General features: G+C 68.3%; 19 protein-coding genes and 1 tRNA gene. 8 read left to right on the plus strand and 12 right to left on the minus strand.

Features of this window, described 5'->3' with window-relative positions; all coding sequences use genetic code 11:
• Window positions 1-31 precede the first annotated feature (31 nt).
• Window positions 32-748 (minus strand): hypothetical protein, encoded by a 717-nt coding sequence (locus OIK44_RS10040; protein ID WP_273670606.1) that lies wholly within the window; start codon window positions 746-748, stop codon window positions 32-34.
• A 188-nt stretch (window positions 749-936) separates the two neighbouring features.
• Here OIK44_RS10040 and OIK44_RS10045 point away from each other — a divergent pair.
• Window positions 937-1,013 (plus strand) — tRNA-Pro (locus OIK44_RS10045).
• Between the two features lie 88 nt (window positions 1,014-1,101).
• Here the strand turns inward: OIK44_RS10045 and OIK44_RS10050 are convergent.
• The 10 genes from OIK44_RS10050 to OIK44_RS10095 form a co-directional block, all read right to left on the minus strand.
• Window positions 1,102-2,022, minus strand: a complete 921-nt coding sequence (locus OIK44_RS10050) for a hydroxymethylglutaryl-CoA lyase (RefSeq protein ID WP_273670607.1) — start codon at window positions 2,020-2,022, stop codon at window positions 1,102-1,104.
• Between the two features lies 1 nt (window position 2,023).
• Window positions 2,024-2,956, minus strand: coding sequence for a 2-hydroxyacid dehydrogenase (locus OIK44_RS10055; RefSeq protein WP_273670608.1), 933 nt, complete (start codon window positions 2,954-2,956; stop codon window positions 2,024-2,026).
• Between the two features lie 14 nt (window positions 2,957-2,970).
• Entirely contained in the window at window positions 2,971-5,007 is a 2,037-nt protein-coding gene (locus tag OIK44_RS10060; protein ID WP_273670609.1) for an acetyl/propionyl/methylcrotonyl-CoA carboxylase subunit alpha, read from the minus strand.
• 129 nt (window positions 5,008-5,136) lie between these two features.
• Complete coding sequence (bioB, locus tag OIK44_RS10065; RefSeq protein ID WP_273670610.1) at window positions 5,137-6,186, minus strand: biotin synthase BioB; 1,050 nt, start codon at window positions 6,184-6,186, stop codon at window positions 5,137-5,139.
• A gap of 17 nt (window positions 6,187-6,203) precedes the next feature.
• Window positions 6,204-6,998: a dethiobiotin synthase gene (gene bioD, locus OIK44_RS10070; protein WP_273670611.1), complete on the minus strand. Its 795-nt coding sequence runs from the start codon at window positions 6,996-6,998 to the stop codon at window positions 6,204-6,206.
• 1 nt (window position 6,999) lies between these two features.
• Entirely contained in the window at window positions 7,000-8,184 is a 1,185-nt protein-coding gene (gene bioF, locus OIK44_RS10075; protein ID WP_273670612.1) for an 8-amino-7-oxononanoate synthase, read from the minus strand.
• Window position 8,185: 1 nt separating this feature from the next.
• The gene (gene bioA / locus OIK44_RS10080) at window positions 8,186-9,526 is read right to left on the minus strand and encodes an adenosylmethionine--8-amino-7-oxononanoate transaminase (protein ID WP_273670613.1); all 1,341 of its coding nucleotides are present in this window, start codon (window positions 9,524-9,526) and stop codon (window positions 8,186-8,188) included.
• Window positions 9,527-9,538: 12 nt separating this feature from the next.
• The gene (locus tag OIK44_RS10085; RefSeq protein WP_273670614.1) at window positions 9,539-10,324 is read right to left on the minus strand and encodes an enoyl-CoA hydratase/isomerase family protein; all 786 of its coding nucleotides are present in this window, start codon (window positions 10,322-10,324) and stop codon (window positions 9,539-9,541) included.
• 56 nt (window positions 10,325-10,380) lie between these two features.
• Entirely contained in the window at window positions 10,381-12,003 is a 1,623-nt protein-coding gene (locus OIK44_RS10090; RefSeq protein WP_273670615.1) for a carboxyl transferase domain-containing protein, read from the minus strand.
• Window positions 12,003-12,452 carry a YchJ family protein gene (locus OIK44_RS10095; protein WP_273670616.1) on the minus strand — a complete coding sequence of 150 codons (450 nt, stop codon included), beginning with the start codon at window positions 12,450-12,452 and terminating at the stop codon, window positions 12,003-12,005. Before OIK44_RS10095 ends, OIK44_RS10090 begins: the two co-directional genes overlap by 1 nt.
• Window positions 12,453-12,661: 209 nt before the next feature.
• Here OIK44_RS10095 and OIK44_RS10100 point away from each other — a divergent pair, with 209 nt between their 5' ends.
• From OIK44_RS10100 to OIK44_RS10130, 7 genes are all read left to right on the plus strand, one after another.
• A complete protein-coding gene (locus OIK44_RS10100) occupies window positions 12,662-13,402 on the plus strand; it encodes a GntR family transcriptional regulator (RefSeq protein WP_273670617.1) in 741 nt (246 codons plus the stop codon).
• Between the two features lie 187 nt (window positions 13,403-13,589).
• Complete coding sequence (locus OIK44_RS10105; RefSeq protein WP_273670618.1) at window positions 13,590-14,471, plus strand: N-acetylmuramic acid 6-phosphate etherase; 882 nt, start codon at window positions 13,590-13,592, stop codon at window positions 14,469-14,471.
• Window positions 14,472-14,579: 108 nt separating this feature from the next.
• Entirely contained in the window at window positions 14,580-15,764 is a 1,185-nt protein-coding gene (locus tag OIK44_RS10110) for an MFS transporter (RefSeq protein ID WP_273670836.1), read from the plus strand.
• Between the two features lie 33 nt (window positions 15,765-15,797).
• Complete coding sequence (locus OIK44_RS10115) at window positions 15,798-17,456, plus strand: glycoside hydrolase family 10-like protein (RefSeq protein ID WP_273670619.1); 1,659 nt, start codon at window positions 15,798-15,800, stop codon at window positions 17,454-17,456.
• On the plus strand, window positions 17,456-18,361 hold the full coding sequence (locus OIK44_RS10120; protein ID WP_273670620.1) for a BadF/BadG/BcrA/BcrD ATPase family protein: 906 nt from the start codon (window positions 17,456-17,458) through the stop codon (window positions 18,359-18,361). Before OIK44_RS10115 ends, OIK44_RS10120 begins: the two co-directional genes overlap by 1 nt.
• A 49-nt stretch (window positions 18,362-18,410) precedes the next feature.
• A complete protein-coding gene (locus OIK44_RS10125) occupies window positions 18,411-19,235 on the plus strand; it encodes an N-acetylmuramoyl-L-alanine amidase (RefSeq protein WP_273670621.1) in 825 nt (274 codons plus the stop codon).
• A gap of 40 nt (window positions 19,236-19,275) precedes the next feature.
• Window positions 19,276-19,890 (plus strand): M15 family metallopeptidase, encoded by a 615-nt coding sequence (locus OIK44_RS10130; RefSeq protein ID WP_273670622.1) that lies wholly within the window; start codon window positions 19,276-19,278, stop codon window positions 19,888-19,890.
• Between the two features lie 51 nt (window positions 19,891-19,941).
• Here OIK44_RS10130 and OIK44_RS10135 read toward each other — a convergent pair whose 3' ends face one another.
• The gene (locus OIK44_RS10135; RefSeq protein WP_273670837.1) at window positions 19,942-21,189 is read right to left on the minus strand and encodes a DUF3100 domain-containing protein; all 1,248 of its coding nucleotides are present in this window, start codon (window positions 21,187-21,189) and stop codon (window positions 19,942-19,944) included.
• Between the last annotated feature and the right edge of the window lie 91 nt (window positions 21,190-21,280).

The raw sequence follows: 21,280 nt of genomic DNA on the forward strand, positions 1-21,280 counted from the left end.
GCAGCCATCCTAACCGAGTGCCGGCAGATTGTCACGCCGCGCACGGCTGCCGGCTGGCCAGATGCAGCGCGCTCAGCTGGTGGCCGACGTATTGCCACTGCTCGCGGCTGGCGAAGGCCAGGTCCGGCCAGACATAGGTGTAGCCGAATTGCAGGCGGACCAGCACGAAACCGGGCAGGCGCCCCGGCGGCGGCTGGAAGACGACGGCCTCGACGGCGGACCAGGGGTGGCTGATGCGGCTGTCGCCGCGCTGCACCTGCAAGCCGTCCGCATCGAAGCGCAGCGTCAGCCGATGGGGGGCGATGAATTTCTGCTGCATCCACACGTAGAAGAACAGCCCCAGCATCACCAGCAGGGGCATGGCGGCGCCCAGCTGGATCAGCACGACCTTGCTCAGCAGCGCGTCGCTGAGGCGGGCGTTGACGAGCTTTGCCGCGCTCGTCAGCAAATCGCGGGCCGGCGGCACATCGGCCAGCGACACGAGGTCGGGATGTTGCAGCGCGGCGGAGACGGCCCCGGTGGCGATCCGGTTGGCGTGCTGCAGGCTGACCAGGTTGGCCGCCGCGAACAGCATGGCGCAGCAGGCGGCCACGGCGGCGAAGAACAGCAGCAGAAAGGGAAACGGCAGCCATTTGTAGCGGTCGAAAAAGAGCTGCGGTGCGACTTTTTTCAGCGCTTTCGCCGTCATGTCGATCTCGACCACGTTGAGGCCGGGCTGCTTCCCCGCCAAGTCGTCCTTCTGTTCCATGTAACTTGCCTTTCATGCGACATTATCCAATTGCCAAATCATAGCGCAGCCGGCGCCGGGAACGCGCCGGCTTGCCACCCCGGCTTGCCGCGTTCGCGGCGGCGGAACTTGCCGTTTTTTCAATTTAATCGATAAATTCGCGAGGGAGCCTTGACCGCATTCGATCCGGCCTGTATTATCTTGGTCTTCGGAGTGTAGCGCAGCCCGGTAGCGCACCTGGTTTGGGACCAGGGGGTCCAAGGTTCGAATCCTTGTACTCCGACCAGAATTGGCAGTAAAAGAAAAGACTCAAGAGCCTTGCGCTCCTGGGTCTTTTTTTTATTCGCCGCCCCAATAGCCGGGCGGCGCGCGCCCTACCCGGCCCGCTTGGCGGCGATGGCGTTGCCGGCCCGGCTGGCGCCCTTGCGGCCCAGGTGCTGCGAGATGAACTGGCCGGCGTCGACGACGATGTCGAGGTCGATGCCGGTGTCGATGCCCAGCCCCTGCATCAGGTACAGCACGTCCTCGGTGGCGACGTTGCCGGTGGCGCCCTTGGCATACGGGCAGCCGCCCAGCCCGGACACGGACGAGTGGAAGATGGCGATGCCCACTTCCAGGCTGGCGTAGATGTTCGCCAGCGCCTGGCCGTAGGTGTCGTGGAAGTGTCCGGACAGGCGCTTGAGGTCGAATTCCTGCGCCGCGCGCAGCATCACGGCCTGGGTCTTGCGCGGAGTCGCCACGCCGATGGTGTCGGCGATGTCGATCTCGTCGCAGCCGAGCTCGCGCATGCGGCCGACGACGTCGGCGACGGCGTGCAGCGGCACCTCGCCCTGGTAGGGGCAGCCGAAGGCGCAGCTGATGCTGCCGCGCAGGCGCAGGCCGCGTTCCCTGGCCGCCTGCGCCACGCCCTCGAAGCGGGCGATCGACTCGGCGATGGAGCAGTTGATGTTCTTTTGCGAGAACGCCTCCGAGGCCGAGCCGAAGATGACGACTTCGCCGGCGCCGGCCGCCAGCGCGGCGTCGAAGCCCTGCATGTTCGGCGTCAGCGCCGAGTAGATGACGCCGGCACGGCGCTCGATGGCGGCCATCACCTCGGCGCTGGTGGCCATTTGCGGCACCCATTTCGGCGACACGAAGGAGGCCGCCTCGATGTTGGCGAAGCCGGCCCGGCCGAGGCGGTCGATCAGTTCGACCTTGACGGCGGCGGGAATGGTTTGCTGCTCGTTTTGCAGGCCGTCGCGGGGGCCGACTTCGACGATTTTGACGTGCTGCGGCAAATTGGCTTGGGCGTCCATATCAGTATCCTTGCGTGCGGTTGACGATGCCGGCGATGGGCAGGCCGGCTTCTAGGCGGCGGATTTTCGCGGCGATCTGCTCGACGCTTTCGCGGCGCAGCGTCAGCGCCGAAATGTGCGGCGTGATGGTGATGCGCGGCTCCTGCCAGAACGGGTGCTGCACCGGCAGCGGCTCGTTGCGGAAGACGTCCAGCGTGGCGCCGGCGATGTGGCCGGATTTGATCAGCGTCAGCAGGTCCGGCTCGGCCACGTGGGCGCCGCGGGCGACGTTGATCAAATAGGCCTGGGGCGGCAGCGCCGACAGCCGGGCGCGGTCGAGCAGGTTGCCGGTGTCCGGCGTCAGCGGCAGCATGCAGACCAGCACGCGGCTGCCGCGCAGGAAGGCGTCGAGGCCGTCGGCGCCGGAGAAGCAGGCGACGCCGTCCAGCGTCTTCTGCGTGCGGCTCCAGCCGCGCAGCGGGAAGCCGAACGGCGCCAGCGCCTCCAGCACGCGGCTGCCCAGCACGCCCATGCCGAGCACGCCGACGGAGAAGTCTTCCTTGCGGTGGGCCGGCAGCGGCTGCCACTGGCCGGCGCGCGCCTGCGTCGCGTATTCGTCGAAGCGGCGGAAGTAGCGCAGCACCGCGTGGCTGACGTATTCGGCCATCTGCACGCCCATGCCGGCGTCGTCCAGGCGCACCACCGGCACGTGCTGCGGCAGCGCGTCGCCGAATTTGAGCAGGGCGTCGACGCCGGCGCCGGCGTTGAATACCGCCTTCACTTCGCTGAGCTCGCGCAGGATCGCCTGCGGCGGCGACCACACCAGCGCATAGTCGCAGGGGCGCGCTTTCTGGCCCTCGCGCCAGACGTGCACTTCGGCTTCCGGCAGCAGCTCGGCGAAGTCGGCGATCCACGGCGCCGTGTCGCCGTCGGCCCGGTGTAAGAGAATATGCATGGCCAGGGCTCCTGTTAAACGGTTTTGAATGCCAGCAGCGGGGCGCCGTCGGCCACCTGGTCGCCGACCGTGTACAGGATTTCCTCGACCAGGCCGTCGTGCGGGGCGGCGATGGTGTGCTCCATCTTCATCGCCTCCATGATGACCAGCGGCTCGCCCTTCTTGACTTCCTGGCCGGCGCCGACCAGCACCGCGACGACCTTGCCGGGCATGGGCGCGGTCAGGCGGCCGCCCTCGGCCTCGACTTCGCCGGCGTGCGCCATCGGGTCGTTGTAGTGCAGCGCGTAGTGGTTGCCGCCGGTGAAGACGTGGAACAGCTCGCCGTCGCGGCGCACCGTGCCGTGCACGGCGTTGTCGCCCAGCTTGACGCTCAGGTACAGGCCGTCGCGCGTCATCAGCGTCAGCGGTTTTTCATTCAGCAGCCAGCCGCCGCTGTGGTACTCGACTTCGCTCAGGTAGGCCTTGGCCTGGCTCGCCTGCGCGTAGTCGTCGGTGAACGAGAGGCGGCGCTTGAAGGCGCTGTTCAGGCGCCAGCCCAGCGCCTGGCCCCACGGGTCGGATGGATGGTCGCCGGACTGCGCCGCCGACTGCTCCTTCTCCGCTTCGATCAGCGCCACGGCCGCCAGCGCCAGTGCGCCCGGCGGGGCCGGCTGCGGCGCCGGGAACAGCGTGTCGTGGTTGCGTTCGATCAGGCCGGTGTCGAGGTCGGCCGTGGCAAACGCGGCGCCCTCGACCAGGCGTTTCAGGAAGGCGATGTTGCTGGCCAGGCCGACGATCTGGTATTCGGAGAGCGCCTGCGACATGCGCGCCAGCGCCTCGCGGCGGTCGGCGCCCCAGACGATCAGCTTGGCGATCATCGGATCGTAGAACGGCGAGATGGCGTCGCCTTCGCGCACGCCGGAGTCGATGCGCACGCCGGCCGGCACGCCGCTGCCCTGCACCCCGCCCAGGGCGAAGGTGACGGCGGCCGGCGTGTCCAGGTGGCGCAGCGTGCCGATCGACGGCAGGAAGCCCTTCTCGGGATTTTCGGCGTAGATGCGCGCCTCGATGGCGTGGCCGTGGATGGCCAGCTCGTGCTGCTGTTTCGGCAGCGCTTCGCCGAAGGCGACGCGCAACTGCCATTCGACCAGGTCGGTGCCGGTGATCATTTCGGTGACCGGGTGCTCGACCTGCAGGCGCGTGTTCATCTCCATGAAGTAGAACGAGCCGTCCTGGTTGGCGATGAATTCGACGGTGCCGGCGCCGACGTAGCCGACCGCCTTGGCTGCGGCGACGGCGGCCTCGCCCATCGCGGCGCGGCGCGCCGCCGGCAGGTTCGGCGCCGGCGCCTCTTCCAGCACCTTCTGGTGGCGGCGCTGCACCGAGCAGTCGCGCTCGAACAGGTAAATGCAATTGCCCAGCGTGTCGGCGAACACCTGGATTTCGATGTGCCGCGGGCGCAACAGGTATTTCTCGGCCAGCACCTTGTCGTCGCCGAAGGAGCTGATGGCCTCGCGCTTGCACGAGGCCAGCGCGGCCTTGAACTGCTCCGAGCTGTCGATCACGCGCATGCCCTTGCCGCCGCCGCCGGCGGACGCCTTCAGCAGCACCGGGTAGCCGATCTTGTCGGCCTGGGCGTGCAGGAAGTCGGCGTCCTGCACCTCGCCGTGGTAGCCGGGCACCAGCGGCACCCCGGCCTTTTCCATCAGCGATTTGGCGGCCGACTTCGAGCCCATCGCGCGCATCGCGGCGGCGGGCGGGCCGATGAAGACCAGGCCGGCGGCGGCGCAGGCGTCGGCGAAGTCGGCGTTCTCCGACAGGAAGCCGTAGCCCGGATGCACGGCCTGCGCGCCGCTGGCCAGCGCGACGGCGATGATCTTGTCGCCGCACAGATAACTTTCCTTGGCCGCTGCCGGCCCGATCAACACTGCCTCATCGCACGCCGCAACATGTTTTGCGCTGGCGTCCGCCTCCGAGTAGACGGCGACGGTTTTTATGCCCATGCGGCGCGCGGTAGCGGCCACCCGGCATGCAATCTCGCCACGGTTGGCGATCAGGATTTTTGTGAACATAGTCTCTTTCTCAAGCTGGCGGCAGTTTTAAAAACAAAGTCAACAGCTGGGGCCGGCCCCCGACGGCGCCGGGCGGGCCCCTGGCTCACGCCGCCGCTTTGCTCCGGGGCGGCGGCGCGTGGGCGATTCTCAGCAGCCGCACTTTTCCTTCGGCGCCGATTCGAGCGTCGCGGCGCGGGTTTTCAGGCCCAGTTTTTCCAGCAGCGCGCGGTCGTCCTCGGCTTCCGGGTTGCCGGTGGTGAGCAGCTTGTCGCCGTAGAAGATCGAGTTGGCGCCGGCCAGGAAGCACATCGCCTGCACCGCTTCGCCCATCTGGCGGCGTCCGGCCGACAGGCGCACGCGCGCCTTCGGCATCGTGATGCGCGCCACCGCGATGGTGCGCACGAACTCGAAGGGGTCGAGCGCGTCGATGCCGTACAGCGGCGTGCCTTCGACCTGCACCAGGTGGTTGACCGGCACCGACTCCGGGTAGGGGTTCAGGTTCGCCAGCTGGGCGATCAGGCCGGCGCGCTGCAGGCGCGTCTCGCCCATGCCGACGATGCCGCCGCAGCACACTTTCAGGCCGGCGCTGCGCACCCGGCCCAGCGTGTCCAGGCGGTCCTGGTATTCGCGCGTCGAGATGACGTTGTCGTAGAACTCGGGCGCCGTGTCGAGGTTGTGGTTGTAGTAGTCGAGGCCGGCGTTCTTCAGGCGGTCGGCCTGGCCCTCTTCCAGCATGCCCAGCGTGGCGCAGGTTTCCAGGCCCAGGGCCTTCACCTCGCGCACCATTTCCTCGACCTTGTCCATGTCGCGATCCTTCGGGCTGCGCCACGCGGCGCCCATGCAGAAGCGCGTGGCGCCGCTGGCGCGGGCCTGGCGCGCGGCGTCGAGCACGGTGTCGATGTCGAGGATTTTCTTGGCCTCGACGCCGGTGTCGTAGCGCGCCGCCTGCGGGCAGTAGCTGCAGTCTTCCTCGCAGCCGCCGGTTTTGATCGACAGCAGCGTGGCCAGTTCGACGTCGCCGTCGGGGAAGTTCAGGCGGTGGCTTTGCTGGGCCTGGAACATCAGCTCGTTGAATGGCAGTTCGAACAGCGCCAGCACGTCTTCCAGCGGCCAGGTGGCGGCCTTCGGCAGCGTGATCGCGGGGACCGGGCGGTGCAGTTCGACGGACTTTGTTGCTTGCGTCTGGGTTTCGGACATTGTGCTTCCTTCAGCGTTCATTTGTGTTGGTGGTTGCCCGGCCAGTTCGGCAGGCAGGAAAAATTCAGGTACTCGGCGGCCTTGGCGGCGCTCGGCTTTTTCAGCCGCGGCACACGGCCCAGCAGCGGCGCCGGGATGCGTTCGAGCAGCGCCTCGATGTTCTCGTCGGCGAAGTTCATCGGCATCTCCAACTCGTTTGCGACCCAGCCGGCCAGCACCAGGCCGCGCGCGACGATGGCTTCGGCCGTCAGCAGCGCATGGCTGATGCAGCCCAGGCGCAGGCCGACCACCAGCACCACCGGCAGTTCCAGCTGGCGCGCCAGGTCGGCCGTGTCGAAACCGCCCGACAGCGGCACGCGGAAGCCGCCGACGCCCTCGACGACGACGGCGTCGGAGGCGGCGGCCAGCTCCAGGTAGGCCGCCAGGATGGGCACGGATTCTATCGTCACCCCCTCCAGCGCCGCGGCGATGTGCGGCGCCGCCGCCTCCTTGAGCAAATACGGCGTCGTCAGCGAGGCTAACATACTGACGTTGCCGGCGGCGATCAGGCTGTCGGCGTCGTCATTGTGCCAGACGCCGTCGCGCAGCTCGGCGCCGGCGGCCACCGGCTTCATGCCGCAGGCGCGCACGCCGGTCTGCACCAGCGCGTGCAGCATCGCCGACGAGGTCAGCGTCTTGCCGATTTCCGTGTCGGTGCCGGTGACGAAGCAGGCGAAGCGGTGCGGCCCGCCGGCGGCGGCCGGCGCCGGCGCCGTTTGCTCCGCCAGGGCGGGCGCGAGGATGGGGGCGAGAACGGGATCGTCGAGGCTCATATCAAGTCCTTTCCAGTGCGTTGAGCGCGTCGACGAGGCGGGCCACGTCGGCGCTGCTGTGTCCGGCCGACAGCGTCACGCGCAGGCGCGCGGTGCCGGGCGGGACGGTCGGCGGGCGTATCGCGCCGACCCACAGGCCCTGTTCGTACAGGGCGGCGCCGGCGCGCATGGTTTCGTCGTTGGCGCCGATCAGCAGCGGCTGGATCGGCGTGCGCGAGGGCAGCCGGGTCCAGCGCCGCAGGCGCAGGCCGGCGTCCATCTGCGCCAGCAGTTGCTGCAGGTGGGCGCGGCGGCGCGCGCCCTCCTCGCCGCCTATCAGCTCGAGGCTGGTCAGCAGGGCGTGCGCCAGCGCCGGCGCGGCGGCCGTCGTGTAGATGTAGGGGCGGGCCCTCTGGATCAGCGTCTCGATGACGCTCCGGTGGGCCGCGACGAAGGCGCCGGCGGCGCCGGCGGCCTTGCTCAGCGTGCCCATGTAGACCAGGTGGGGCGAGCGCAGCCCGAAGTGCTCCAGCGCGCCGCGGCCGTGCGCGCCCAGCGTGCCGAAGCCGTGGGCGTCGTCGACGACCAGCCAGGCGCCGTGCCGTTCGCACAGGGCCAGCAGGGCCGGCAGCGGCGCCAGGTTGCCGTCCATGCTGAAGACGCTGTCGGTGACGACGATCTTGGTGGCCGAGCCGCTGCCGGCCAGCAGCGCGGCCAGCGCGTCCAGGTCGGCGTGCGGATAGACCTGGACGGCGACGCGCGACAGGCGCGCGCCGTCGATCAGCGAGGCGTGGTTCAGCGATTCGGAGAAGATCTCGGCGCTCTTGTCGCTGCCGCTCAAGCCCGTCAGCACGGCCAGGTTGGCCATGTAGCCGGTGCAGAAGTACAGCGCGCGGGCCGATTCCAGGTGCGCGCCGACGAATTCGGCGAGGCGCTCTTCCAGCGCCGCGTGGGCGCGGCTGTGGCCGCTGATCAGGTGCGAGCCGCCGCTGCCGACGCCGTAGCGCGCGGCGCCCTCCCGCAGCGCGGCGACCATGCGCGGGTGCCCGGCCAGGCCCAGGTAGTCGTTGCTGCAAAAGGCCAGCAGTTCGCGGCCGTCGACCGTCACGCGCGGGCCGCACGGCGTCTCGACGGTGCGGCGGCGGCGCGTCAGGCTGCGCTCGTCGAGGGCGCGCAACTGCTGTTCCAGTTTGGCGATCAGCTCCATGTCAGGCCCCGATCACATGCTCGAAGACGGCCAGCGTGCGCGCCGCCAGGCCGTCGCTTTCCGCCTCGCTGAGTATGTACGGCGGCATCATGTAGACGGTCGGGCCGATCGGCCGCATCAGCAGCTCCCGTTCGACGGCGGCGGCGAAGAAGCGCCGCGAAAAGTCCGGCGCCGCGTCGACGGCGTCGAAGGCCCAGATCATGCCGCGCTGGCGGAAATTGCGCACCCGCGCGTGCCGGGCCAGCGGCGCCAGCGCCCCGGTCAGGCGGGCGGCGCGCACGCGGTTGGCCGCCAGCACGTCGTCTTCCTGGAAGATGTCCAGCGTCGCCAGCGCGGCGCGGCAGGCCAGCGGATTGCCGGTGTAGGAGTGCGAGTGCAGGAAGCCGCGGCGCACGTCGCTGCTGTAGAAGGCCTGGTAGATCTCTTCGCGCGTCATCACCAGCGACAGCGGCAGGTAGCCGCCGCTGATGCCCTTCGACAGGCACAGGAAGTCCGGCCAGATGCCGGCCTGCTCGCAGGCGAAGAAGGTGCCGGTGCGGCCGCAGCCGACGGCGATCTCGTCGAGGATCAGGTGCACCTGGTGGCGCTCGCACAGCTCGCGCACCAGCGTCAGGTAGAGCGGGTCGTGCATCGCCATGCCGGTGGCGCACTGCACCAGCGGTTCGACGATGATGGCGGCGATGTGGCGGCCGCGCTCGGCGAACAGGCGCGCCACGTCGGCGGCGGCGCGGCGCGCCACGTCGGCGGCCGTCTCGTCCCCGGCCGCCTGGCGCGCGTCCGGCGAGGCCACCACGTGGCAGCTGCGCAGCAGCGGGCCGTAGGCGTCCTTGAACAGCGCGACGTCGGTGACGGCCAGCGCGCCGATGGTTTCGCCGTGGTAGCTGCCCTGCAGGCAGACGAATTCCTGCTTGTCGGCCTGGCCGCTGTTGCGCCAGGCGTGGAAGCTCATCTTCAGGGCGATTTCGACGGCGGAGGCGCCGTCGGAGGCGTAGAAGCTGTGGCCCAGCACGTGGCCGGTCAGCGCCGACAGGCGCTCGGACAGCTCGACCACCGGCTCGTGGGTGAAGCCGGCCAGCATCGCGTGTTCGAGCCGGTCCAGTTGGTCCTTCAGGGCGGCGTTGATGCGCGGGTTGGCGTGGCCGAACAGGTTCACCCACCACGAGCTGATCGCGTCGAGGTAGCGCCGGCCCTCGTGGTCGTACAGCCAGGCGCCGCGGCCGTGGCTGACGGGGATCAGCGGCACGTGCTTGTCACCGGGCGCGTGGTGCTGCATTTGCGTGCACGGATGCCAGACACTGCGCAGGCTGCGTTCGACCCAACTTGATTGCTTATCTAATTCCAAAACCACTCCAGACTAATTCAGCCAATTCGGCTTGCGCTTTTCGAGGAAGGACTGCACGCCTTCGCGGCCCTGCTCCGACGCGCGGATGTGGGCGATGCGCTCGGCCGTGTCGGCCAGCAGCGCCTGCGTGACAGGCTGGCCGCCGACCTCGCGCACCAGCGTCTTCGCCTGCCGCACCGCGTTCGGGCTATTCGTTACCAATGCCTTGACCAGCTCCGCCGTCCTGGCGTCGAGCGCGTCGGGGGACGCGAGCTCGTGGACGAAACCGATGCGGTGCGCCTCGCGCGCGGTAAAGCGCTCGGCGGTCAGGAAGTAGCGGCGCGCGGCGTTTTCGCCCATCGCCTTGATGACATAGGGCGAGATCGTCGCCGGTATCAAGCCCAATTTTACTTCGCTCAGGCAAAAGTTGGCTGTCTCGGCCGCGACCACGATGTCGCAGGCGGCCACCAGGCCCATGCCGCCCGCGTAGCAATCGCCCTGCACCTTGGCCAGCACGGGCTGCGGGCACAGGTAGATGGCGCGCAGCATCTCGGCCAGTTGCATGGCGTCGGCCTGGTTCTCGGCGTGCGAATAGCCGGCCATCTTCTTCATCCAGTTCAGGTCGGCGCCGGCGCAGAAGGCCGGGCCGTGCGCCGCCAGCACGACGGCGCGCACGCTGTCGTTGCGGCCCAGCCGCTCGAAGGCCAGCGTGAGGTCGGCGATGCTCTGCTCGTTGAAGGCGTTGCGCACGTCCGGGCGGTTCAGCGTGACGGTGGCGAGCTGCTCGTCGATGCTCAGTGTCAGGGTGTGGTAGGTCATCTCTCGGTTCCTATGAAGACGCCGGGGAGTCCGAAACCGCCGGCGTGCCGTGCCAATTACATGCGGAACACACCGAACTTGGTATCCGCTATCTCCGCGTTGAGCGCCGCCGACAGCCCCAGCCCCAGCACCATGCGCGTGTCGGCCGGGTCGATGACGCCGTCGTCCCACAGGCGCGCGGTGGCGTAGTAAGGGTGGCCCTGGTGCTCGTACTGCTCCTTGATCGGCTGCTTGAAGGCGGCCTCCTCGTCGCTGGACCAGGCGCCGCCCTTGCCCTCGATGCCGTCGCGCTTGACCGTGGCCAGCACGCTGGCGGCCTGGTCGCCGCCCATCACGGAGATGCGCGCGTTCGGCCACATCCACATGAAGCGCGGCGAGAACGCGCGGCCGCACATGCCGTAGTTGCCGGCGCCGAAACTGCCGCCGATGATGACGGTGAACTTCGGCACGGCGGCCGTGGCGACGGCCGTGACCATCTTGGCGCCGTTGCGGGCGATGCCCTCGTTTTCGTATTTGCGCCCGACCATGAAGCCGGTGATATTCTGCAGGAACACCAGGGGGATCTTGCGCTGGCAGCACAGCTCGATGAAATGGCTGCCCTTCAGCGCCGACTCGGAGAACAGGATGCCGTTGTTGGCGATGATGCCGACCTTGACGCCGTAGATGTGGGCGAAGCCGCAGATCAGCGTGGTGCCGTAGCGCGCCTTGAACTCGTCGAAATCGCTGGCGTCGACGATGCGGGCGATCACCTCGCGCACGTCGAAGGGCTTGCGGGTGTCGACGGGGATCACGCCGTACAGCTCCTGCGGCGGATACTTCGGCTCGCTGGACTCGCGCAGGGCCATCTGCCGCGGCTTGCTGCGGTTCAGGTTGGCGACGATGGTGCGGGCCAGCGACAGCGCGTGCAGGTCGTTGTGCGCCAGATGGTCGACGACGCCGGACAGGCGCGTGTGGACGTCGCCGCCGCCCAGGTCCTCGGCCGTGACGACCTCGCCGGTGGCCGCCTTCACCAGCGGCGGGCCGCCGAGGAAAATCGTGCCCTGCTCCTTGACGATGATGGACTCGTCGCTCATCGCCGGCACATAGGCGCCGCCGGCCGTGCACGAGCCCATGACGACGGCGATCTGCGGAATGCCCTTGGCCGACAGGTTCGCCTGGTTGTAGAAGATGCGGCCGAAATGCTCGCGGTCGGGGAAGACCTCGTCCTGGTTCGGCAGGTTGGCGCCGCCCGAGTCGACCAGGTAGATGCAGGGCAGATTGTTCTGGTCGGCGATTTCCTGGGCGCGCAGATGCTTCTTGACCGTCATCGGATAATAGGTGCCGCCCTTGACGGTGGCGTCGTTGCAGACGATCACGCACTCCTGGCCGGAGACGCGGCCGATGCCGGTGATGATGCCGGCCGCCGGCGCGGCGTCGTTGCCGTTGGCGTCCTGGTACATCTGGTAGGCGGCCATCTGCGACAATTCGAGGAAGGGCGTGCCGGGGTCGAGCAGCATCTGCACGCGCTCGCGCGGCAGCAGCTTGCCGCGGGCGACGTGCTTGGCGCTGGCGGCCGCGCCGCCGCCGGCGGCGATCCTGGCGACCTGGTCGCGCAGATCGTCAACGACGGCCTGCATGGCGGCCGCGTTGGCCTTGAAATCGTCGCTGCGCGGATTGAGTTTGCTTTCGATATGCGGCATTACTGGTCCTTTTTTCTGGTCGTCTTGTCCGGGAAACTACCGTCGAGATAAAACCAGCGCAGGCCGCCGTCCGAGGGTTCGCGCAGGAAACGGCTGACCTCATGCAGGCGGTGGGCGCGGCCGCCGGTCTTGTAGCGGGCCACGAATTCGACGCTGTCACTATTTGCTTCGGTATCGGATTCTGCTTTACGTTGACGTAAACGTAAAGCGGATTTTACCTCAAGTCCCAGCCAGCGCAAGCTTTCATCGTCGCTGACGATGGGTTCGGGCGGGCAGGTGCTGGGATGCCAGGTGGCGCGCAGATAGGCTTCCCGGCCCAGCGTATAGGCGGTATAGCGCGAGCGCATCAGCGCCTCGGCCGTCGGCGCGATGGCGGCGCCGTCCAGGTAGGGGCCGCAGCACGTGGCGAAGGAGGGGCCGCCGCAGGGGCAGGTCGCGGGAATTTTCATGGGTGAGCGTCGTCGTCGTGGAATGGCCGTGCGCAATTATCCGCCATAAACGGCGGCGCCGGGCGGCGCGCGGGCGGGCCCTGCCGGGCGGGGACTGTGGGTTTTTTGCCGCAGATGACTGGCGGTTGGGTATGATCTGTGTCATTTACTGCTGCTGGGCGCTACGCGATTCCTCCATCGCCATTACACTAGCGGATAAGGAGAAGTGTATGAACCAGACCAGCTTTGAACTCAAGGTCGACTTAAACGACAATTCGCCTTTATACATGCAAATTGCGCGCAAACTCAGCGACGACGTCAAAAGTGGCCGCTACCAGGTCGACCAGGCCCTGCCGTCCGAACGGCTGCTGTCCGAATTGCTGGACGTCTCGCGCGTGACGGCGCGCAAGGCCATCGACCAACTGGTCGACCAGGGCCTCGTCGTACGCCGCCGCGGCTCGGGCAACTACATCGCGCCGCGCATCGAACAACCGCTGTCGAACCTGTCCAGCTTCTCGGAGCAACTGCAGCAGCGCGGCTACCGCTCCGGCTCGCGCTGGCTCAAGCGCGAAGTGGTCATTGCCGGCGCCGACGAACAACTGAGCCTGGGGCTGTCGCCGAACACCAAGGTGGCGCGGCTGGAGCGGCTGCGGCTGGCGGACGACGTCGTCATGGCCTACGAAGTGAGCGTGCTGCCCTACAGCGTCGTGTCGGACCCGGAAGCGGTGGGCGCCTCGCTCTACGAATACCTCAGCAGCATCAACAAAGCGCCGGTGCGGGCGCTGCAGCACATCCGCGCGATGAACTCCTCGGCCGAGCTGGCCGAGCAACTGGGCGTGCCGGAGGGGCAGGCGGTGCTCTTCATCACCCGCGTGGCCTACCTGGCGTCGGGCGAAGCGGTCGAACTGACGCACTCCTACTGCCGCAGCGACCACTACGACTTCGTCGCCGAAATGCGCCGCGCGCCGTAAAGCTTGCCTACCCCCAATGGGGTCAGGTCTAGACATGACGGTTTTTGTATTTGCAAGCTGTTTTTTGCACGGTTTTTCCACGGGGGCGCGCGCAAAAACCGCCATGTCTAGACCTGACCCCAATGTTGTTTTGAGTAAAACCGCCATGTCTAGACCTGACCCCAATGTTGCTTGAAGGTGGATGGCCATGCTGAAGACTGAAGCGCCCAGTCCTTTGTACGCGGAGCTCGATTTGTTGCCGCTGCCGGCTCTCGTCGCCGCCTTGGTCGGCGATCAGTTCGGGGCGGTCGAGGCGGTGCGCGCGGCCGCGCCGGCCATCGCCGCCGCCGTCGCCGCCGCCCTGCCGCGTATCGCCGCCGGCGGGCGCCTCATTTATGTCGGCGCCGGGACGTCGGGCCGCCTCGGCGTGCTCGATGGCGTGGAGTTGTACCCCACTTTTTCCTGGCCGCGCGAGCGTGCCCTCGGTGTGCTGGCCGGCGGCAGGCAGGCGATGTTCGAGGCCGTCGAGGGCGCCGAGGATGACCGCGCCGAGGGCGCCGCGCAGTTGCGCGCCTGCGCCGCCGGCCCCAATGATGTCGTGGTGTTGCTGGCCGCCTCAGGAACGACGCCTTTCGTGCTGGGCGCGCTGGACGCGGCCCGCGCCCTCGCTTGTCTGGCCATCGGTATCGCCAATAATCCCGGCGCGCCCCTGGTGCGCGATGCCGACATCGGCATTACGCTCGATACGGGCCCGGAGGTGATTTCCGGCAGCACCCGCTTGAAGGCCGGCACGGCGCAAAAGATTGCCTTGAATACGTTTTCGAGCGCCTTGATGGTGCGCTTGAACAAGGTTTACGGGAACTTGATGGTAGACTTGAAGCCGACGAACGCCAAGCTGTTGCGGCGCGCCGTCGCTCTGACCATGCACGCGACCGGCGCCGACGAGGCGAGCGCGCGCGGCGCGTTGGAGCAGTGCCATTTTCATGTCAAGGTCGCCATCGTGGCCTTGTCCAGACAAGTTACGATAGACCAGGCGCAGCGATTGTTGGCCGGAGCGGCCGGCAGCGTGAGGGCGGCGCTGGCTTCCTAGCATTCTTCGTCTTGGTCGTTGACGAAGGATGTAAAAGTGCAAGATAAAAGCCCGTGGGTGTGGATTCCCTCCTTGTATTTCGGCCAGGCCATTCCCTATGTCGTCGTGATGTTGTTGTCGGTGGTGATGTACAAGAACATCGGCATTTCGAACACCGACATCGCGCTCTATACCAGTTGGCTGTATCTGCCGTGGGTGATCAAGCCGCTGTGGTCGCCCTTCGTCGAGTTGTTCCGCACCAAGCGCTTCTGGATCGTCACGCTGCAGTTGTTGATCGGCGCCGCGCTGGCGGCCGTCGCGCTGACGCTGCCGCTGCCGAATTTCTTCCAGCTCAGCCTGGCCGTGCTGTGGTTGATGGCCTTCAGTTCCGCCACGCATGACATCGCCGCCGACGGTTTTTATATGTTGGGGCTGGAGGAGCACCAGCAGGCCGCCTTCGTCGGTGTGCGCAGTACCTTCTACAAGCTGGCGATGATCGCCGGCCAGGGCGGCCTGGTGTCGCTGGCCGGCTGGCTGACGGAGTCCAGCGGCGACGTGCGCCATGCCTGGTCGGTGGTGTTTGTCCTGCTCGCGCTGGGTTTCGTCGGCCTGGCCTTGTACCACCGTTTGACGCTGCCGAGGCCGCCGGCCGACCGCCCGGCCGCGCGCGGCGGCCGTTTGCTGGCCGATGTGCTGGCCACTTTCAGCACCTTCTTCAAGAAAGACGGCATTCTCGTCATCCTCGGTTTCCTGCTGTTGTTCCGCTTCGGCGAGGCGCAGTTGCTGAAGCTGGTGGTTCCCTTCCTGCTCGATCCGCCGGCCAAGGGCGGCCTCGGCCTGAGCACCACGCAGATCGGCTTCGTCTATGGCACGCTGGGCGTGTGCATGCTGGTGCTCGGCGGCTTGCTGGGCGGGTATGCGATTTCCCGCTTCGGTTTGAAGCGTTGCCTGTGGCCGATGGTGGTGGCGGTGCATTTGCCCGATCTGGTGTTCGTCTACCTGGCGACGGCCATGCCGGACAATATTTATGTGATCGCGGCCGGCATCGCCATCGAGCAATTCGGCTACGGTTTCGGCTTCGCCTCGTATCTGCTGTACATGATGATGATCGCCGACGGCCCCCATAAAACGGCGCATTACGCGATTTGCACCGGCTTCATGGCCCTCGGCATGATGTTGCCCGGCATGGTCAGCGGCTGGATTCAGCAGCAACTCGGTTATCAGCACTTCTTCATCTGGGTGTGCATCGCCACGCTTCCCGCCTTCGCGATGACGGCCTTGGTGCGCATCGACCCGGAGTTCGGCAAGAAGTAGTCGCCCCGCGCCAGCCGCCCCGCGCGCAGTAAAATGCCGGCACTTATAGAATTCGAGGAAATAGTTTTGTTTTTTAATGTGAAAAGACGCTTGGGCGCGGTCGCCGCGCTGGCCGCGGCGGCGTTGTTGAGTAGCTGCGCCACGAATGTGCCTTTGACGCCGGGCGCCCTGCCGCCGGCGCCGGCCCCGTCCGGGGTGGCGGGCGAGGCGCCGCCGCCGGCGCCGCGCGAATTCCGCGCCGCCTGGGTGTCGACGGTGGCCAATATCGACTGGCCCAGCCGCAGCAATCTGACGGTGGAGAAGCAGCAGGCGGAGGCGCGCGCCATCCTCGACCGCGCCAGGGCGCTGAACCTGAATGCGATTGTGCTGCAGGTGCGGCCCAGCGCGGACGCGATGTATCCGTCGAAGCTGGAGCCGTGGTCGGAATTTCTGACGGGGCAACAGGGCCGCGCGCCGCAGCCCGTCTACGATCCCCTCCAGTACTGGGTCGAGCAGGCGCACGCGCGCGGCTTGGAGTTGCACGCCTGGTTCAATCCCTACCGTGCGCGCCACGCGACGGCGAAGACGGCGCTGGCGCGCGAGCATTTCGCGCTGACGAATCCCGAGGCCGTCAAGCAATACGGCCGCTACCTGTGGATGGACCCGGGCGAGGCGGCTTCGTCGCAGCGCACCCAGGAGGTGGTGTTCGACGTGGTGCGCCGCTACGACATCGACGGCGTGCATATCGACGATTATTTCTATCCGTATCCGATCGACGCGCCCGGCGGCGGCCCCGGCGCCGAAGCGGCCGCGCTGGACGGCGCGGCCTCGCCGCGCACCGAGCTGGAGTTTCCCGACCAGCCGTCGTGGCAGCGTTATCTGCTGGCCGGCGGCAAGCTGGAGCGGGCCGCCTGGCGCCGCGAGAATGTCAACCAGTTGATCGAGGCCCTGTACGCCGGCATCCACCGCGAGAAGAACTGGGTGCGCTTCGGCATCAGCCCCTTCGGCATCGGCCGCCCGGACCGGCGCCCGCCCGGCATCGCCGGCTTCAGCCAGTACGATAAATTGTATGCGGACGCGGAGCTGTGGCTGGCCAAGGGCTGGCTCGACTATCTGTCGCCGCAGTTGTACTGGCCGATCGCCCAGCCGGCGCAAGCCTTCGACGTCTTGCTCGACTATTGGCTGGCGCAGAATCCGCGCGGCCGCCACGTCTGGCCGGGGCTGTACACGAGCCGCATCGACAATTCGGCGAAAGCCTTTCCGCCCGAAGAAATCGTCAGGCAGGTGGCGCTGACGCGCACCCGGCCCGGCGCGAACGGCCAGGTGCATTTCAGCATCGCGCCGCTGATGGACAACCGCAAGGGCATCGGCGATCAATTGAAGGCCAATGCCTACCAAAGCCCGGCCCTGGTGCCGGCGACGCCGTGGCTGGGTTCGGAGGCGCCGGCCGCCCCGCTCGTGACGGCGCGGCGCGAGGGCGCCGCCCTCGGCCTGAAATTGGCGGGCGCGCCGGGCAAGGCCGTGGCGCAGTATGCGGTGTGGTCGCGCTACGGCACGCAATGGCGTTTCGCCGTCGTGCCGGGCGCGCGCACGGACTGGGCGCTGGCCGACGACGCCGTCGCCGGGCCCGTCAACGCGGTGGTGGTCAGCGCCGTCGACCGCCTGGGCAATGAAAGCGAGCGCGTGCAGGTTTTGCGGGCCGTCAAGCAGTGATGCGGGCGGACGGCGGCCTGGGCCTGGGCATCGACGCCGGCGGCACGCAGACCCGCTGGGCGCTGGCCGCGCCGTCCGGGGAGATCGTCGCCGAGGGGCAGTTGGCGGGCCTGTCGGCCCTGCAGATGGGCAGCGCGGACGGGCGCCGGGCGGTGCGCGCCGCCTTCGCCGACCTGTGCGGCGCCGTGCTGGAAGCGGGCCGGCCCGCGCGCGTGCGCGCCGGGCTGAGCGGTTTCGGCGGCGACGGCGCCCTGCTGGGGGGCTGGCTGGCCGAGTTGTTGGCGCTGCCCGGACAGGCGGTCGCGCTGTGCAACGATATTCACATTGCCTATCTGGACAGTTTCGCCCCGGGCCAGGGTTATCTGGTGTACGCTGGCACGGGCTCGATTGCCGCGTGGCTGGACACGGACGGCGCGCTGCACCGGGCCGGCGGCCGCGGCGTGACGCTCGACGACGGCGGCGGCGGCTTCTGGATCGCGCGCGAGGCGATGCGCCAGGTGTGGCGGCGCGAGGATGAATGTCCGGGCAGTTGGCGCGGCTCGGCGCTGGCGCGGGCGCTGTTCGCGCAGATAGGCGGCAGCGACTGGGCCTTGTCGCGCAACTTTATTTACGGGCAGGAGCGCGGCGCCATCGGCAAGCTGGCGCTGGCGGTCGCGGCGGCGGCCGACGCCGACCCGGCCGCGCTGGCGATTTTGCAGCAGGCTGGGCGGGAACTGGCGCGGCTGGCGCTGGCGCTGACGGCGCGCTACGGGCCGCGTCCGGTGGTGCTGGCCGGGCGGGCGTCGGCCCTGCATCCGGCGATAGCGGCGGCGATGCGCGCCGCGCTGCCGGCCGCGCTGGCGCTGGAGCAGCGGGTGGTGCGGCCGCACCACGCCGCCGCGCGCATCGCCGCGTCCGGGACTTGAATGACGGCCGATTCTTTGTCGGCAGACCTTATTGACTACACAATTCACTATGAAACCGATACTTCTGAGTCTGCTTGTCGCCCTGCTGGGCGGCTGCGCCAGCACCACCCTGCCCGGCCCGCCGCCGCATCTGGACCACAGTTACACGGCGCGCAGCCAGAGCAGCCGCGTCAAGTTCGTCGTGCTGCACTACACGGTCAGCGACACGCCCCGCTCGATCAAGATCCTGACGGAGCAGGTCGTCAGCAGCCACTATCTGCTGACGGACACGGCGCCGCCGCGCATTTACGCGCTGGTCGACGAGTCGCGCCAGGCCAACCACGCCGGCGTCAGCAACTGGAAGAATTACACGCTGCTCAACAGCAGCTCGGTCGGCATCGAAATCGTCAACCCCGGCTACACGGACACGCCGGAAGGCCGGCTCTGGCACCCCTTCCCGCAGGCGCAGATCGACGAGCTGATCGCGCTGCTCAAGCAAATCGTCGCCCGCCACAACATTCCGCCGGAAAACATCCTCGGCCATAACGAGATCGCGCCCCAGCGCAAGCAAGACCCGGGGCCGATGTTCCCGTGGCGGCAGCTGGCCGCGGCCGGCCTGGTCGCGTGGCCGGACGGCGAGCGGGTCGCCGCCCAGCGCGCGCTGTACGAGCGGCAATTGCCGGACACGGCCTGGTTCCAGCAGCGCCTGGCGCAGCACGGTTACGCGCTGGCGCAGACGGGCACGCTGGACGGCGCCACCCGCGACGCGCTGGTCGCCTTCCAGATGAAGTTCCGCCAGTCGCTGTTCGCCGGCATCCCGGACGCGGAAACGGCCGCCATCCTCGATGTGTTGACGACGCCGGCGGGCGCGCCGGCGCCGCTTGCTGTAAAGTAGGCGGCATCGCGGCGTCGCGCCGCACCCGAGGGAGGCAGCCATGCCACCGGCCACACTGGACAGCGAAGCGGTGCCGGGCAGCGCGGCATTCCGCCATCTGAGCGGCATCGCCGGCATCCTCGTCGATTTGCGCTACGCCACGCCCGGCAACTTCGTCGGGCGCGACCTGTATTCCCCGCTCGACTGCGCCTGGCTGCACCGCGACGCTGCCGTCGCGCTGGAACAGGCGGTGGCCTGGCTGGCCGCCCACCACCCCGAACACCGCCTGCTGGTGCTGGACGCCTTGCGGCCGCAGCGCGTCCAGCAGCAACTGTGGGACGCCCTGCAGGGCAGCGAGCTGCTCGGCTACATCGCCGAGCCGGGGCGCGGCTCCATCCATTCCTTCGGCATGGCGCTGGACGTGACCCTGGTCGACGCGGACGGCAGGGAGCGCGATATGGGCAGCGCCTTCGATGAGTTCAGCGAGCGCTCGCAGCCGTCGCAGGAGCCGGCATTGCTGGCTTGCGGCGCCATCAGCGGCGCGCAGGTGGCGAACCGCGCCGTGCTGCGCGCGGCCATGTTCCAGGCCGGCTGGCAGGGCATCCGCAGCGAGTGGTGGCATTTCGACTGCGGCGACCGGGCGCTGGTGCGCCAGACCTATGCGCGGGTGTGGTGATTTTCGCCTTGGCGGGCGCCTTGGCGGCCGCCGGAGCGGCCGCGCCTTGGCTCAGTGGCGGAAGAATTGCGCGATGACGGTGGCGCCGAGGAAGGTGCCGGCGTTGGCCGCGAACGAGACGACGACGATGCGCCAGCCCAGCCGGCGGAAGGCGGGGATGTCTTTCGCCAGCGACAGGCCGGCGAAGGTCAGCATGGCCGGCGTCACGGCGAGGAAGTTGATCTTGCCGGTGATGGCGATGATCTGCGCGCCCCACGGGCAGAGCGGCGAGGTCAGCGCCATGGCGATCAGCGACACCCAGCACACGGCCGGTATCTTGCGGCCGGTGACCTTGGCGAGGAAGTCGCCGACGCCGACGGCGAACAGCATGATCAGCATGCCGGGCAGCGTGTCGACCGGCTTGCTGCCGTAGAGTATCCAGTCGCTGAGGATGGTCAGCGCGGCCGCCGCCCCCCAGGCTCCCCATTTTTGCAGCAGGCTCAGGGCCGGCACGCTGGCGCCCGGGTCTTGCGCCGTCACGTCGCCGGCATGCACCGTGGCCTTGGTCGTGCGCCCGAGGATGGGTTCGAGCACCTTGTAGCCCCACACGGCCAGCGGCAGCGAGATGAACAGCGTGAAATAGGTGCCCACGGTGGTGGTGATCAGGTTGCTGGCGGCGGCGAAGGTCATGACGTCCTTGGCCATTTCCGGCGTTTGCTGGGCGGCGATGGCGCCGGCGGCGGCCGCCATCATGCTGCCCGAGCCGACGCCGGAGCCCATCGCCAGGGCCAGCGGGTCGAACAGGTTCAGGCTGGCGATGAAGCCGGCGAAGACGGCCAGGAAGACGGCGCCGAAGACGGTGCCGGTCAGGTATTCGGCCAGCACGCCGCGGCCTTCGGGCGAGTCCATGCCGTAGCGCTCGCCGATGATGGCCAGGCTGGGCTCGCGGCCGACGGAGAAGGTGGCGCCGATGGCTTCGCGCTTGATGCCCAGCAGCAGGGCCAGCGGCAGGCCGATGATGATGGTGCCGACGAAATGGCCCAGTTCCTGGAAGGCCAGCGCCCAGCCGGCCGCGGCCAGCTTGGGCAGCGAGCCGCCCACCATCAGGCCCAGTTTGGCGACGAACAGCAGCAGGGCCGGCTGCAGGATGGCGGCGGCGCGAAATTGCAGGCCCGTGTCCAGGCTCAGCGGCCCGGGCAGGCGCCGGTGCAGCAAGCCCAGCGCGGTGGCCATCAGGATGGCCCAGACCATCGGCAGCAGCACGACCTTGCCGGGCCCCACATTGAAGGTGACGGCGCCCATCAGGTCGGCGACGACCATGACGACGCCGGCCAGCAGGTACAGTTTCAGGTAGGGCCAGCGGGTGTTGGCGCCGGACGGGTAGGCGGTCGGTAGGGACTGGGCTTGCGGC

This window comes from Janthinobacterium fluminis, from assembly GCF_028595325.1.
Lineage (GTDB): Bacteria > Pseudomonadota > Gammaproteobacteria > Burkholderiales > Burkholderiaceae_D > Janthinobacterium > Janthinobacterium fluminis.

What these genes read in the sequence shown, in the direction of transcription:
- OIK44_RS10135 (WP_273670837.1), bottom strand. Translation starts at nt 21,189, where the DNA reads ATGGTCGTCGCCGACCTGATGGGCGCCGTCACCTTCAATGTGGGGCCC.
- OIK44_RS10095 (WP_273670616.1), bottom strand. Translation starts at nt 12,452, where the DNA reads ATGAAAATTCCCGCGACCTGCCCCTGCGGCGGCCCCTCCTTCGCCACG.
- bioF (WP_273670612.1), bottom strand. Translation starts at nt 8,184, where the DNA reads ATGGAGCTGATCGCCAAACTGGAACAGCAGTTGCGCGCCCTCGACGAG.
- OIK44_RS10040 (WP_273670606.1), bottom strand. Translation starts at nt 748, where the DNA reads ATGGAACAGAAGGACGACTTGGCGGGGAAGCAGCCCGGCCTCAACGTG.
- OIK44_RS10085 (WP_273670614.1), bottom strand. Translation starts at nt 10,324, where the DNA reads ATGACCTACCACACCCTGACACTGAGCATCGACGAGCAGCTCGCCACC.
- OIK44_RS10110 (WP_273670836.1), top strand. Translation starts at nt 14,580, where the DNA reads ATGTTGTTGTCGGTGGTGATGTACAAGAACATCGGCATTTCGAACACC.
- OIK44_RS10130 (WP_273670622.1), top strand. Translation starts at nt 19,276, where the DNA reads ATGCCACCGGCCACACTGGACAGCGAAGCGGTGCCGGGCAGCGCGGCA.
- OIK44_RS10050 (WP_273670607.1), bottom strand. Translation starts at nt 2,022, where the DNA reads ATGGACGCCCAAGCCAATTTGCCGCAGCACGTCAAAATCGTCGAAGTC.
- bioD (WP_273670611.1), bottom strand. Translation starts at nt 6,998, where the DNA reads ATGAGCCTCGACGATCCCGTTCTCGCCCCCATCCTCGCGCCCGCCCTG.
- OIK44_RS10100 (WP_273670617.1), top strand. Translation starts at nt 12,662, where the DNA reads ATGAACCAGACCAGCTTTGAACTCAAGGTCGACTTAAACGACAATTCG.
- OIK44_RS10125 (WP_273670621.1), top strand. Translation starts at nt 18,411, where the DNA reads ATGAAACCGATACTTCTGAGTCTGCTTGTCGCCCTGCTGGGCGGCTGC.
- OIK44_RS10115 (WP_273670619.1), top strand. Translation starts at nt 15,798, where the DNA reads ATGCCGGCACTTATAGAATTCGAGGAAATAGTTTTGTTTTTTAATGTG.
- OIK44_RS10120 (WP_273670620.1), top strand. Translation starts at nt 17,456, where the DNA reads ATGCGGGCGGACGGCGGCCTGGGCCTGGGCATCGACGCCGGCGGCACG.
- OIK44_RS10055 (WP_273670608.1), bottom strand. Translation starts at nt 2,956, where the DNA reads ATGCATATTCTCTTACACCGGGCCGACGGCGACACGGCGCCGTGGATC.
- OIK44_RS10105 (WP_273670618.1), top strand. Translation starts at nt 13,590, where the DNA reads ATGCTGAAGACTGAAGCGCCCAGTCCTTTGTACGCGGAGCTCGATTTG.
- bioB (WP_273670610.1), bottom strand. Translation starts at nt 6,186, where the DNA reads ATGTCCGAAACCCAGACGCAAGCAACAAAGTCCGTCGAACTGCACCGC.
- OIK44_RS10090 (WP_273670615.1), bottom strand. Translation starts at nt 12,003, where the DNA reads ATGCCGCATATCGAAAGCAAACTCAATCCGCGCAGCGACGATTTCAAG.
- OIK44_RS10060 (WP_273670609.1), bottom strand. Translation starts at nt 5,007, where the DNA reads ATGTTCACAAAAATCCTGATCGCCAACCGTGGCGAGATTGCATGCCGG.